General features: G+C 62.6%; 14 protein-coding genes and 1 tRNA gene. 6 read left to right on the forward strand and 9 right to left on the reverse strand.

The genetic code is table 11. The features are described 5' to 3' along the window. Positions 1-143 precede the first annotated feature (143 nt). Complete coding sequence (gene tig / locus NKI49_RS28575; protein WP_352607106.1) at positions 144-1,619, reverse strand: trigger factor; 1,476 nt, start codon at positions 1,617-1,619, stop codon at positions 144-146. A gap of 519 nt (positions 1,620-2,138) precedes the next feature. On the opposite strand from tig, the gene NKI49_RS28580 reads away from it, so the two are divergent. Continuing rightward, positions 2,139-2,221 (forward strand) — tRNA-Leu (locus NKI49_RS28580). A gap of 86 nt (positions 2,222-2,307) precedes the next feature. Here the strand turns inward: NKI49_RS28580 and NKI49_RS28585 are convergent. Further along, positions 2,308-2,892 (reverse strand): GDYXXLXY domain-containing protein, encoded by a 585-nt coding sequence (locus tag NKI49_RS28585; protein ID WP_352607104.1) that lies wholly within the window; start codon positions 2,890-2,892, stop codon positions 2,308-2,310. Then, complete coding sequence (locus NKI49_RS28590; RefSeq protein ID WP_352607102.1) at positions 2,889-4,007, reverse strand: DUF2157 domain-containing protein; 1,119 nt, start codon at positions 4,005-4,007, stop codon at positions 2,889-2,891. Before NKI49_RS28590 ends, NKI49_RS28585 begins: the two co-directional genes overlap by 4 nt. Positions 4,008-4,241: 234 nt before the next feature. Between NKI49_RS28590 and NKI49_RS28595 the strand changes: the two genes are divergently transcribed. From NKI49_RS28595 to NKI49_RS28615, 5 genes are all read left to right on the forward strand, one after another. Then, positions 4,242-4,382, forward strand: a complete 141-nt coding sequence (locus NKI49_RS28595; protein WP_081689447.1) for a DUF1127 domain-containing protein — start codon at positions 4,242-4,244, stop codon at positions 4,380-4,382. 50 nt (positions 4,383-4,432) lie between these two features. Then, positions 4,433-4,573 (forward strand): DUF1127 domain-containing protein, encoded by a 141-nt coding sequence (locus tag NKI49_RS28600; RefSeq protein WP_352607099.1) that lies wholly within the window; start codon positions 4,433-4,435, stop codon positions 4,571-4,573. A gap of 576 nt (positions 4,574-5,149) precedes the next feature. Beyond that, positions 5,150-6,562 (forward strand): methylenetetrahydrofolate--tRNA-(uracil(54)-C(5))-methyltransferase (FADH(2)-oxidizing) TrmFO, encoded by a 1,413-nt coding sequence (trmFO, locus tag NKI49_RS28605; protein WP_352607097.1) that lies wholly within the window; start codon positions 5,150-5,152, stop codon positions 6,560-6,562. Between the two features lie 67 nt (positions 6,563-6,629). Further along, complete coding sequence (locus NKI49_RS28610) at positions 6,630-6,932, forward strand: type II toxin-antitoxin system ParD family antitoxin (protein WP_352607095.1); 303 nt, start codon at positions 6,630-6,632, stop codon at positions 6,930-6,932. Beyond that, positions 6,904-7,236: a type II toxin-antitoxin system RelE/ParE family toxin gene (locus NKI49_RS28615; RefSeq protein ID WP_352607093.1), complete on the forward strand. Its 333-nt coding sequence runs from the start codon at positions 6,904-6,906 to the stop codon at positions 7,234-7,236. Before NKI49_RS28610 ends, NKI49_RS28615 begins: the two co-directional genes overlap by 29 nt. A gap of 18 nt (positions 7,237-7,254) precedes the next feature. On the opposite strand, the gene NKI49_RS28620 is transcribed toward NKI49_RS28615, so the two are convergent. The 6 genes from NKI49_RS28620 to yajC all read right to left on the reverse strand — a co-directional run bounded on the left by NKI49_RS28620 (position 7,255) and on the right by yajC (position 12,930). Next, positions 7,255-8,205: a sterol desaturase family protein gene (locus NKI49_RS28620; protein WP_352607091.1), complete on the reverse strand. Its 951-nt coding sequence runs from the start codon at positions 8,203-8,205 to the stop codon at positions 7,255-7,257. Beyond that, entirely contained in the window at positions 8,205-8,639 is a 435-nt protein-coding gene (locus NKI49_RS28625; protein WP_352607089.1) for a hypothetical protein, read from the reverse strand. Before NKI49_RS28625 ends, NKI49_RS28620 begins: the two co-directional genes overlap by 1 nt. An 82-nt stretch (positions 8,640-8,721) precedes the next feature. Continuing rightward, positions 8,722-9,564, reverse strand: coding sequence for a phytoene/squalene synthase family protein (locus tag NKI49_RS28630; RefSeq protein WP_352607087.1), 843 nt, complete (start codon positions 9,562-9,564; stop codon positions 8,722-8,724). A 1-nt stretch (position 9,565) separates the two neighbouring features. Next, on the reverse strand, positions 9,566-9,958 hold the full coding sequence (locus NKI49_RS28635) for an Mth938-like domain-containing protein (RefSeq protein WP_352607085.1): 393 nt from the start codon (positions 9,956-9,958) through the stop codon (positions 9,566-9,568). 28 nt (positions 9,959-9,986) lie between these two features. After that, complete coding sequence (gene secDF / locus NKI49_RS28640; RefSeq protein WP_352607083.1) at positions 9,987-12,539, reverse strand: protein translocase subunit SecDF; 2,553 nt, start codon at positions 12,537-12,539, stop codon at positions 9,987-9,989. A 52-nt stretch (positions 12,540-12,591) separates the two neighbouring features. Then, the gene (yajC, locus tag NKI49_RS28645) at positions 12,592-12,930 is read right to left on the reverse strand and encodes a preprotein translocase subunit YajC (RefSeq protein ID WP_027024896.1); all 339 of its coding nucleotides are present in this window, start codon (positions 12,928-12,930) and stop codon (positions 12,592-12,594) included. Between the last annotated feature and the right edge of the window lie 73 nt (positions 12,931-13,003).

Consider the following 13,003-nt stretch of genomic DNA (forward strand, 5'->3'; position numbering starts at 1 on the left):
GACGACGCCCTTGCGCTTCGCTAACCCTTCGCCGCCATCAGGCTGGGTAGAGGACTTACACCTCCGAGCTGTCGATCATGCTCGGCACACACGAAAAAGGCCGCCTCGAGGGCGGCCTTCGTCGATTCCATCAAGCGGGAAATTTATTCGGCGTCCTTGGCGGCCTTCTTTTTCGGCGCGGCCTTCTTCTTCGGCTCTTCCGCCTCGTCGGCTTTCTTGTCGTCAGCCTTTTTTGCGGCGGCCTTCTTCGCCGGCTTCATCTTGGTCGCGGTTTCCGCTTCCTCGTCGTCGGCCATCAGCTCTTCCTTGCTGACCTTGACGTCGGTGACCGAGATCTGGCCGAGCAGGTGGTCGACCACCTTCTCCTCGAACATCGGCGCCCGCAGTGCATTCAGCGCCTCGGGATTGCTGCGATAGAACTCGAAGGCTTCCTGCTGCTGGTTGGCCGGGAAGCGGCGAACCTGCTCGAACAGGCCGCGCTGCAACTCCTCGTCCGACACCGTGACACCGGCCTTCTCGCCGATCTCGGCAAGCACCAGGCCGAGGCGGACGCGGCGTTCGGCGAGGCGCAAATATTCGGCGCGCGCCTCTTCTTCGGTCGTCTCTTCATCGGCGAAAGTGCGGCCGGCGGCTTCCAGATCGCGGTTGACCTGCGCCCAGATATTGTCGAACTCGGCGTCGACGAGCTTCGACGGCGCCTCGAACGAGTAGGCCGCGTCGAGCTGGTCGAGCAGCTGGCGCTTGACCTTCTGGCGCGTCATCGAGCCGAACTGGTTCTCGATCTGGCCGCGCACGATCTCGCGCAGGCGCTCCAGCGACTCCAGGCCGAGGTTCTTGGCGGTCTCGTCGTTGATCTCCAGCTCACCGGGCTTCGACACTTCCTTGACGGTAACGTCGAAGGTCGCTTCCTTGCCGGCCAGATGCGCCGCCTGGTAATTTTCCGGGAAAGTCACGGTGACCTGCTTTTCGTCGCCGGCCTTGCTGCCGACCAGCTGGTCCTCGAAACCGGGGATGAACTCCTTGGAGCCCAGAACCAGCGGCTGATCGGTGCCGGCGCCGCCGGCAAAGGCCTCGCCGTCGATCTTGCCGAGATAGTCGATGGTCACGCGGTCGCCCTCGGCGGCTTTGCCCGTCTTCGGCTCGTAGCTGCGCGCCGATTCGGCAACGCGCTTGACCTGCTCGTCGATCTCGGTGTCAGGCACGTCGAACACTGGGCGTGTCACTTTGATGTCGGAGAAATCCTTGATCTCGATCGCCGGGATGACTTCGTAATTCAGGCGGAATTCGAAATCGGCGCCGCCGGCCAGGATCTTCTCGGCCTCCTTCTCGTCCTCGGTCATGATGACTTCGGGCTGCATGGCGGCCTTTTCGCCGCGGCCCGAAATGATCGAACGGGTCGAATCGTTGAGGATCTCGTTGACCACTTCGGCCATGAACGACTTGCCGTAGACCTTGCGCAGGTGCTGCACCGGCACCTTGCCCGGGCGGAAGCCGTTGATGCGGACCTTGTTCCTGGCGTCCGACAGCCGCGCCATCAGCTTGGCTTCCATGTCACCGGCCGGCACGGTGATCTTGATCTCGCGCTTGAGACCGGAGTTGAGTGTTTCGGTGACCTGCATCGTAAAACCTTTGTTTTCACCAATGAGGCTGCAAAGCGGCTTTCTGCCGCTCACAGCCTGCCGGTAATTCTTGCCGGAAATGGCTTTTGGTACGGAAGCTGGCGATTTGACCGAAAATACGGCTCAAACTCTCCCGAGCTGCGTTCCAAAATGTGAATAAGTTTTTGTTTTTCCTACTTCTTATCACATTTTGCAGAAGCGGATCGTCGCGTCTCGTCACATTCGACACGCCTTTTGTCACAGGCGAGCTTAATTTTCAACCATCTTCGCGTTTCGGCGAATGAGCAATATTTCGGCCCTCACCCAACATCTTGTCTCTGACATTGACGGAATGATGGCTACACGGGATTGCCGGACAATGCGGATGTGGCCGGAACTGGTAGATGACCTGTCGGAACCATGATCGCGGTCCAGTGGTTCTGGAGAAGGGAAAATTCAGACCGACCCACGACGCGGCGTTATCGCCCTTGAACTTGTAACATGGCTTGTGACATAGACGTGGCATAGGTCACCAGATCGGCGGGTATGGCGGAATTGGTAGACGCACCAGATTTAGGTTCTGGCGTGAGAACGTGGGGGTTCGAGTCCCTCTACCCGCACCACCCCTTCCCCTTCGCCGCCGAGATTCTGCGCGCCGACGCATTATTTCAATCCCTTCGGAGAGCCAACGCGATGAGGTTTTCGCGCTCTAATAAAGCGGTTCCTCGAACAGCGTCTTGTCGCCGTCCACCAGCGCCTTGATCTGGGCGGTGCCGTTCGCGGAGAGCGCAAGCCTTATGCCGAACGGGCGCACCCGCATGTCGTTCTGGATCGCCATGCCCTCGCCTTCCGGCAGATAGAAGCGCTCGATGCCGTAGTCCGGCGCGATGGTCATGCCTTCGCCGCGAAGATCCCAGCCCTGGGCGACGTGGCCCGATATATCGGCCTCGTCGGTCGCGGCGGGTGCCGGCGCCTTACCGAACCAGGCGGTGGTCGGCGTCCAGTAGCCGTTGGCGCCCTGCTTCAGCCTGACGACGATCGAGGTGTCGTCGCTGGAGAATTTGCCGGCGGGTATGTCGGCGATCATCTTCACCGGAATGCGCGAGATCTCGTAGCCGAGGGTAATATAGTCGCCGCGCAGCAGATCGCGCGGATCGACGGGTTCGACCTTCAGGAGCACGTCCTTGCCGCTGCGCAGGATCGCCGCCCGGCCGGCGATGATCCAGCTCAGGAAGCCTATCTGGACAAGCGCCAGCACCAGCGCCGAGACGATTAGTCTCTTTCCGGTCATCATGCCGCGGCTCCTTCGGTGGCTGGGCCCTTCATGCGCTTTTCGACGCGGATGATGACGATGGCAAGAAGGCCGAGCAGCACCGCCGCGGCAAGGAAGAAGCCGGCCGTGTCGAGCATCGATTGCAAGGTCACCACATAGATTATGGCAAGTTCGAAGGCGAAGCCGAGATAGGCGAGCCAGCGCAGTCCCCGGCTCTCCCGCCCCGCCAGCACGATCGCCCCGACGATACCGGCGAGCGCCACAACGGAGGCGATAGCGAAGCCGCTGGCGTAGCTGCTCTCGTCGGCCAGTTCGAACTGGATGATGGCCAGGCCGGTGAGGAAACCGAGCAGCGCGTGCAAGGGCAAGCGGCCGCCGAGCCGAACGATCGCGTCGGCCGGCTCCGGCGCCAGGACGGAAGCCGCGAAAAGCGCGACCGATGCGATGACCAGGGGGATCGCCACCGGCAGCGTCGCGTGATCCATAGCCAGCAGCATGACATAGAAGAGCAGCGACAGGATGATCAGGTGCCGGGCCGGCTGGCTGCGGGTCCAGAACGAAACGGCGAACAGCACGGCCGCCATGACGACGAAGAGATGCGGAAATTCGTTGCGGGTGAAATAGTCGAACCCTTTCAGGAACAGCCAGGCATCGGCGATGCCGACCGCAGCGACGGTCAGCGGGTTCGAGCGCAGCGCCACGGCCGCCAATGCGGTACCGGCGCCCCAGGTGACCAGGGCCGAGGCCTCGTCGCCGGAGAGGTGATACATCTGGCCGATCAGCGCGATCGAACCGCCGAATGCCGCGGCCGCCACGATCCACAATGCCTCGCCGATTGCCGCATGGTCGCGCGTCTTCAAAACCGCGCCGCCGACATAGCCGCCAAGGATGATGGCAAACAGTGCGGCGACCCGCGCCAGCCGCGGGATTGCTTCCCAGTTGGCGGCGACGAAGATCAGGATCGCCGCGCCGAACAGCAAGGCCGCCATCATCGCCAGGATCGAACCGAAGCTGAGTGAGTTGCGCGCGTTGGCCTCGATGTCGCGCGCAAGGATATCGGCTGTCGCGGCGTTGATCAGGCCGCCCTGCCGCCACCGCGCGATATCCGACCTCACCCGTGTCGAATAGCTTGCCATATCGCCCCCTCCCTTTCCATGTCGGCTTTCAACCGAAACGGCCAAACCGTTGACGTCACGGCACTTTCTGATTCTGGCTTCTTTGTGTCAGGTCCGTGAAGCCGCGTTAATGTTGCATTGCACAATTTGCATTGCTGCCATGCAGCCATAGCGCTTTTAAATCGATATGAGCCCGCCTATCTATGCTGCGTACAAGAGACGGAATGATCCGAAGAAAGACGAAACGAGAATACCATGAACCTGATCCGCAACTACCGCAACTGGCGCCGCTACCGGGACACTGTCTCCGAGCTGAGCCGCCTGAGCAACCGTGAATTGGTCGACCTCGGCATCAGCCGCAGCGACATTCCTTACGTCGCTCGCAAGGCGGTCTAATCCTTCGGACCGCAAATGGTCCGAAACCAGTTTTGAAGAAGAGAACGACAATGAACCTGATCCGCAACTATCGTAACTGGCGCGTATATCGCGAGACGGTTACCGAGCTGGGTCGCCTTTCCAACCGCCAGCTGCATGATCTCGGTATCGTCCGCGACGAAATCAAGATCATCGCCCGCAAGGCGATGTAACACAGGAATTTCGCTGGGGTCGACCTCCTCCCCGACCGCAGCGAAGACGGCCAGCCCTTATCCTCCTCCCAAGGGTTGACCACAAAAACGGCGCCCGCCGCAACCTCCTCCCGCGGCGGGCGTTGTTTCCCGGAGCAAATGAATTTTGCTCCAAAAGGGTTTCGCCCCTTTTGAGAATAGCGAAAGAGATTTCGTCAGAGCCGACCTCCTCCCCGGCGATGACGAATAGGCCCAACCTTCACCTCCTCCCGAGGGTTGGCCACCAAAACGGCGCCCGCCGCACCTCCTCCCGCGGCGGGCGCTGTTTCCCCGGAGCAAATGAATTTTGCTCCCAAAAAGGGTTTCGCCCCTTTTGAAAATAGCGAAAGAGATTTCGTCAAAGCCGACCTCCTCCCCGGCGATGACGAATACGGTCGGCCTTCACCTCCTCCCGAGGGTCGACCCCAAAAACGACACCCGCCGGACCTCCTCCCCCGGCGGGTGTTGTTGTTTTCAGGGCTCGCTTGCGTCAGCGGCGTCCGCTCTGCGTGAACGCCGCAATTGCAATCGCTGCCCCAAGCGATTATTCCGGCGCTCATGAGCAAAAATCCCATCCATATCATCGGCGGCGGCCTCGCCGGCTCCGAAGCCGCCTGGCAGGCGGCGCAGGTAGGCGTGCCCGTCATCCTGCATGAAATGCGGCCCGTTCGCGGCACAGATGCCCACAAGACCGATGGGCTGGCCGAACTCGTCTGTTCCAATTCCTTCCGCTCCGACGACGCCGACAACAACGCCGTCGGCCTGCTGCACGCCGAAATGCGGCTGGCCGGCTCGCTGATCATGAACGCCGGCGACGCCAACCAGGTGCCGGCCGGCGGCGCACTGGCCGTCGACCGCGACGGCTTCTCCGAAGCGGTGACGAAGAAGCTCGAAGCGCACCCGCTGATCACCATCCGGCGCGAGGAAGTACCCGGCCTGCCACCGGCGGACTGGGACCAGGCGATCGTCGCCACCGGTCCGCTGACGGCGCTTTCGCTTGCCCAGTCGATCGCCGAAGCCACGGGCGCCGATGCGCTCGCCTTCTTCGACGCCATCGCGCCGATCGTCCATTTCGACACGATCGACATGGACACCTGCTGGTTCCAGTCGCGCTACGACAAGGTCGGGCCCGGCGGCACCGGCAAGGACTACATCAACTGCCCCCTGGACAAGGAGCAGTACCTTGCCTTCGTGCAGGCGCTGGTCGACGGCCAAAAAACCGAGTTCAAGCAATGGGAAGGCACGCCCTATTTCGATGGCTGCCTGCCGATCGAGATCATGGCCGAGCGCGGCGTCGAGACGCTGCGTTACGGGCCGATGAAGCCGATGGGGCTGACCAACGCCCACAATCCGACGGTCAAGGCCTATGCCGTCGTGCAACTGCGGCAGGACAATGCGCTGGGCACGCTCTACAACATGGTCGGCTTTCAGACCAAATTGAAGCATGCCGAGCAGGTGCGCATATTCCGCACCATTCCGGGCCTGGAAAACGCCGACTTCGCCCGCCTCGGCGGCCTGCACCGCAACACTTACATCAACTCGCCGACCTTGCTCGACGCCTCGCTGCAGCTGAAATCGCGGCCCGGCCTGCGTTTCGCCGGCCAGATCACCGGTTGCGAAGGTTACGTGGAAAGTGCCGCGATCGGCTTGCTCGCCGGGCGCTTCGCCGCCGCCGAGCGGCTCGGCCATGCTCCGTCCCTGCCGCCGCTCACCACCGCCTTCGGCGCCTTGCTCAACCACATCACCGGCGGCCACATCGTGTCCGATGACGAACCGGGGAAACGTTCGTTTCAGCCGATGAACGTCAATTTCGGCCTGTTCCCGCCAATGGAAGCGCCGAAAACCGAAGGCAAGCGCCTGCGCGGCAAGGACAAGACGTCGGCCAAGCGGCACGCCATTACATCGCGCGCGCGAGCCGATTGCCGGCAATGGCTGGGACTGCCCGCGCAAACGGCCGAGGCCGCGGAATAGATCGCTCTGGTTGCATCATTGGCGTAAAGTAGGATACTATCCTACTTTCCGTTGGAAGGAGGTCGCCATGGAATCCGCCGAGAAACTGTCGGTCACCGTCACGCCCGCCATGGCGCGCATGATCCGCGAGAAGGTCGAGGACGGCTCCTTCGGGTCGGCGAGCGAGGTCATCCGCGCCGCGCTTCGCGTCTTCCAGCGCGAAGAGGAAGAGCACGCCGAGCGCATGGCCTCGATCAGGGCGCGGGTGAAGGCGTCGATCGAGGATACGAGGCCAGGCGTTCCGCTGGATGAGGCAATCGCAAGAGTAAAAAGCAGGATTTCGGAACTGGCGAGAGACAGCGATGATCCAGCGTCTCGCCGTCGTTCTTAGCGAAAGCGCGATCACCGATCTGGAATCGATTGCCGCTTACGTCCTGGATCGGAGCGGAAGCGAGAGCACAGCCGACCAGTTTGTCGACCGGATCAAGGTGCGCTGCCAGAGCATCGGCAATGCGCCTCGCGGCGGTCGTTCCCGCGACGATATCGTGCCGGGGCTGCGAACGGTTCCGTTCGAGCATTCCGCTGTCATCGCTTACATCGTCGACAAGGATCTCGTGTACGTCGTCAATGTCTTTTATGGCGGTCGCGACTACGAGACGATGATGCGCGATAGTGGTTCGGGCGACCCCTCTTAACGGCAGCGAACGAACCTGTTATTCGGCCGGCCCGGCACTCGCCATCGGCAATCCCGGCTTGCCCGCCTCACCGGGATTTCGCCTGACATAGGCTGCCTTCAAGCTTTCGGAGGTCTCGCGCGAGCCATCATGGCTCCAACCGGGCGGCTTGATCAGATAGTTCAGGCGATCGCGCGGCGTCAGATCGGGCGCAAAAGCATCCCGGAACATGCCGATCCATTCGTGGAACGCCACTTTCAGCGGATTGAAGGTGCCGAGATTCCTGACGATGCCGTAGCGCGGCCGATCCTCTTCCAGTTCCTCGACGAACGTGCCGAACATGCGGTCCCAGAGGATCAGCGTGCCGGCATAGTTGGCATCGAGATAGCGCGGATTGGTGGCGTGGTGGACGCGGTGGTGGGAGGGCGTGTTGAAGACGAATTCGAACCCGCCCCACATCTTGCCGATGGTCTCGGTGTGGATCCAGAACTGCCAGACCAGGTTGAAGCCGAAGGTGAAGGCAATCACCGCCGGATGGAAGCCGAGCAGCACCAGCGGCGCCTGCAACACGAACATGAAGGTAAACAGGCCGGTCCAGCTCTGCCGCAGCGCGGTCGACAGATTGTAGTGCTGGCTGGAATGGTGGTTGACATGTTCTGCCCACACCCAGCGCACCCGGTGCGCGATGCGGTGGTAGACGTAGTAGCGCAAATCGTCGAGCAGGAAGGCCGCCAGGAACACCCAGCCAGACAGGCCGAGATTGAAGACGCGGAACTGCCACAGCCACAGCAGCGCCCAGTAGGAGACGACGCCAAGCAGCAGCCCGGCGACGACGTTGCTAGTGCCCATCATCAGGCTGGTCAGTGTGTCGCGCGTCTCGAACGATCCCTTGGCGCGGCCGGTGCGCACCAGCCACAGCTCGATCAGGATGGCGGCAACGAAGAACGGAATGGCCAGCTGGGTCACCTGCGGGAAATCGTAGCTGTCCATCACGCCGCCTCCTTGGCAAAATTGCGGTGTTGCGGCGCAAGAGCGCTCAACAGGGCCTGCGCGTCGGCGGTACTGGCGAAGCGGAAGCGGCCGCCCTTCCAGGTGAAGTCCTTCAGCCGCAACAGAATTGTATCCGTCTCGTCCGCACTGGATACAACAACATCTTGAGACGCGACGATGCGGGTCAGGAAACAGTCGCCAAAGCCATGAACGATCCCGATCCGCCCGCGTCCGACTTCCAGGAAAGCCGTCCTGCCATCCGCGGTCAAGCGGACTGCGGCGGTCGTCTCGTCAGGGAAATCCTCCGCGAAACGGCGCAGCGCCTGATCCGCGTCGGCGAGCGCAGCCATCTTGCTGCCGCCGGTGAGATGCACCGCGGCAACCGACAGCGCGATGCCAAGGACGACGATCGCGACCAGCACGGGCAAACTCATGGACGGGTATCTCCTCCGGGCCGGCCTGTCGTCTTGGCGACAGTTCACGGCTCGGCAAGTCTTAACACGGTTGACGTTTACGTCAAAGTAGCGGCCAGCCCTTGCCTGCACGGCGCACAAGCAGCCAATGCCGGCGCAACGACGCGAGCCGCGCCACGCCGTCGAGCGGCGAGCCACGCTCGATTTTCGCCAGATAGGCGCGCGACAGGGCGAGCGGCAGAAATGCCGCGCGCAGCGAAACCGGCAACGCCGCGGCACCTCGCTCGAAGGCGGACAGATGTTCGCGCGCCAGCGCAATCATTGCCGCCACCGCGCGCCGCGCACCGGGACCACCGTCGCCGGCGACGAACTCCTCCGGCGAAGAGCCTGCCGCCGCCAGGATCTCGGCCGGGACAAAACACTGTCCGCGCCTGCGGTGCAGCGGCAACAGGAGCAGCAGGCCGGTCATCGCCTGCGCGCAGCCTGCCCTGCCCGCCAGTTCCGCGAACCGTGGCGCCTCGATGGGATCGAGCACCATCGCCGCAAGCTGGATGAGTGCCGCCGCTGTCTCGCCGCAATAGCCTTCGAGATCGGTGCGCGACGGCATTGGGTCGTCGTAAAGGTCGAAAATACGCGCTTCGAGCATGTTCTCGAACGCCGCCTTCGGCAGCTTGAACGCTGCAATGGTCGCATTCAAGGAACTGGCAACGGGATGGCCGGCGCCCGCGTCGCCGCCGGCGGCGATGACGTCGCGCCACCATTGCAGCCGCACCTCGCCCGGCAACGGCCCATGAATGCGGTCGCGAATGCCCGCGATCTCGGCATTGAACGCATAGAGCGAAAACAGCGCATCGCGCTTGTCGGCCGGTGCGTAGAGCGCGGTGAGATAGCGGTCATGATCGGCCGCGCGCACCGCGTCCATGACGATTTTGCTAATTTCGGACATATCAATCGACGGCGATGAGCGCGGCGGCCACGGCGCGGTCTTCCGCCAGAAGGACATTGTAGGTCCGCACCGCCGCACCGGTCGACATCGGGTCGGAGGCAATGCCAGCCGCCTTCAGCGCCGCCCGCAACGCTGCCGGCAACGGCCGCAGATCCCTGCCCATGCCGACCAGCAGGATCTCGACCTTGCCGGCCTCTGCCAGAAGCTTGTCGAAATCAGCCACCGTCAACGCCAGGGGATCAGCCGGCTCCCAGCCATGGATGCCCGATGGCAGGCACAGCAGCGAGCCGCGATGCGACATGTCGGCAAAGCGGAACCCGCCATTGCCGTAGGCCTCGATCGGCGCACGGCCCGGGAAGTGCGCCTCGCGGATGACGATGCCTTTGCCGGTCACCGTTCTGTCATCCCTTCGGGGCCGCGCGTCAGGTCGCGACCGCTTTGCCACCGCCGCCAACCGGCTTCTCCTCATCGGCTGTGGCTTGCGGCCGCAGCTTGAACAGGATCAGCAGCGGTGCCGCGATGAAAATCGACGAATAAGTGCCGAAGACAACGCCGAACAGCATCGCCAACGTGAAGGAGCGGATCACCTCGCCGCCGAACAGCACCAGCGCCAGCAGCGCCAAGCTGGTCGTCACTGAGGTCAGCGTCGTTCTCGACAGCGTCTCATTGATGGCGTTGTTCAGCAGCTGCGGCAGCGGCATCTTCTTGTATTTTCGCAGATCCTCTCGAACGCGGTCATAGACCACGATCGTGTCGTTCAGCGAATAGCCTATGATGGTCAGGATCGCCGCCAGCGACGACTGGTTGAATTCCAGCCCAGTGATGACGAAGAAACCCAGCGTCATGACGACGTCGTGCACGGTCGCCACGATGGCGCCGACCGCGAACTGCCATTCGAAACGGAACCAGACATAGACCAGGATCCCGATCAGCGCGACCAGCATGGCGATAGTGCCTTGCTTGGCCAGTTCTCCCGAAACGGTCGGGCCCACCACTTCGACGCGGCGGAAATCGTACTGATCCTGCAGTTCCCCGCGTACCTTGTCGATCACGGTCTGCTCGGCGTTCTCACCTGCATCCTGAGTGCCGACGCGGATCAACACGTCGTTCGGCGCACCGAACTGCTGCACCTGGACCTCACCGATGTTGAGGTCCGACAGTCGACCTCTGATGTCGGCGATATCGGCATTGCCACCTTTGGCCTGCACCTCGATCAGTGAGCCGCCTTTGAAATCGATGCCGTAATTGATGCCGAGGGTCATGAACAACACCACGGACAGTATCGACAGGGTGCTTGACAGCGCAAACGTCCAGCGACGGATGCCCATGAAGGGGATTTTCGTACCGGGCTTGACGAAGGTCACCGGAGCCTTCGGCAGCTCCTTCGGACGAGCCCGACGCAGCCAGATCGAGACCAGCAGCCGGGTGAAGGTGAAGGCGGTGAAGACCGTGGTCAGGATGCCGATGGCATAGGTGATGGCAAAGCCCTTCACCGGACCGGTGCCGAGATAGAACAGCACCACGGTGGCGATGAGCGAGGTGACGTTGGAATCGACGATGGTCGCCAGCGCCTTCGAGAAGCCGGTGTCGATCGCCTGGATCACCGAGCGGCCGGCCCGCCGCTCCTCGCGGATGCGCTCATAGATCAACACGTTGGAATCGACCGCCATGCCGATGGTCAGCACGATACCCGCGATGCCGGGCAAGGTCAGCGTCGCGCCGAGCAGCGACAGCAGCCCGACAATCATCGCCACGTGTACCGCCAGCGCGATGTTGGCGAGGAAGCCAAGGAAGCCGTAGGAAACGAACATGAAGGCGACGACGAGGATCGAGCCGATGATGCCGGCGACCTTGCCGGCATGGATCGAATCCTGGCCGAGTCCCGGGCCCACCGTGCGTTCCTCGATCACCGTCAGCGTCGCCGGCAGTGCGCCGGCGCGCAGCAGCACGGCGAGGTCGTTGGCGCTCTGTGCGGTGAAATTGCCGGAGATCTGTCCGGTGCCGCCAAGGATCGGCTCGCGGATTTGCGGCGCCGAAATCACCTGGTTGTCGAGAATGATGGCGAACAGCTTGCCGACATTCTGCGAGGTCGCCTGGCCGAAGCGCGCCGCGCCCTTCGAATCGAAGCGGAACGAGACCACGGGCTCATTGTTCTGCGAATTGTAAGTCGCCTGGGCGTCGACGAGATTTTCGCCCGAGACGATGACGCGGTTCTCGATCAGATAAGGAACCGGCGGATCGTCCTGCGAATAGAGCACCGACGAGCCGGCGGGCGGACGCCCCTTGAGCGCGTCCTGCACCGGCATCGACTGGTCGACCATTTGGAAGGTCAGCTTGGCGGTCTGGCCGAGAATTTCCTTCAGCCGTTGCGGGTCCTGCAGGCCCGGCACCTGGACGAGGATACGGTCGTCGCCCTGGCGCTGCACGATGGGCTCGGTCGTGCCAAGCTCGTTGACGCGACGTTCGACCACCTCGATCGACTGCGCCAACGCGGTCGACGTGCGGTACTTGATGCCGGCGTCGGTGACAGTGAATTTGAGCAGGCCGGGCTCGGAGTCATCCAGCGACATTTCCTGGATGGAACCGCCGGTGAACAGGCCGGCTGCGACCGGATCGGTCAGGGTCTTCAACGCCTTCTTGGCGGCATCGAGCTGATTGGGATCGGTTATGCGGACCTGCAAGTTGCGCCCCGTGCCGCCGAGGCCGGTGTAGCCGATCTTGGCGTCGCGCAGCAACGTCCGGATCTCGTCGCGCGTCGTCTCGAGCCGATCCTTGATCAGGTCGTTCTGGTTCATCTCCAGCAGGATGTGCGAGCCGCCCTGCAAATCGAGGCCGAGCGTCATTTGCCGCTTCGGCACCCAGCTGGGCAGTTGCGCCAGCGTGCTGGCGGAGAACAGATTGGGCGCGGCGAGGATCACTGTGATGGCCACGGCCACCCAGATCAGGATCATCTTGAAGCGCGAAAAATAAAGCATATGGGCGTCGTCCGTCAGAGCGTGTCCGCGGATCGCTCCGCCTGGAATCTGGTTATTTCTTGGCGTTCTGGTTGGCGACCGGTTCGCCCTTGACGCGCACGTCGGCGATCGTCGAGCGCAGCGCGGTCACCTTCGTGCCGCCGCCGAGGTCGATCTCGAGTTCGTTGTCGTCGATCACCTTCGTCACCTTGCCGACGAAGCCACCGCCGGTGACCACCGTGTCACCGCGGCGAACCGCCGCCAGCATCTCGCCGCGCTTCTTCAGCTGCGTGCGCTGCGGGCGGATGATCAGAAAATACATGATCACGAAGATCAGGACAAACGGCAAAATGCTGATGAACATGTCGGGAGAAGCCCCAATGCCTTGCGCGTATGCCGGTGTCACGAACATCGAGGTACTCCTGAATTTTGAAAGACAGCCGCCAACGATCCCTGCGGAAATTTGGCGGCCCCGCGAAATTTGG

The organism is Mesorhizobium sp. M0587 (genome assembly GCF_040320945.1).
In the GTDB taxonomy this organism is placed as follows: domain Bacteria; phylum Pseudomonadota; class Alphaproteobacteria; order Rhizobiales; family Rhizobiaceae; genus Mesorhizobium.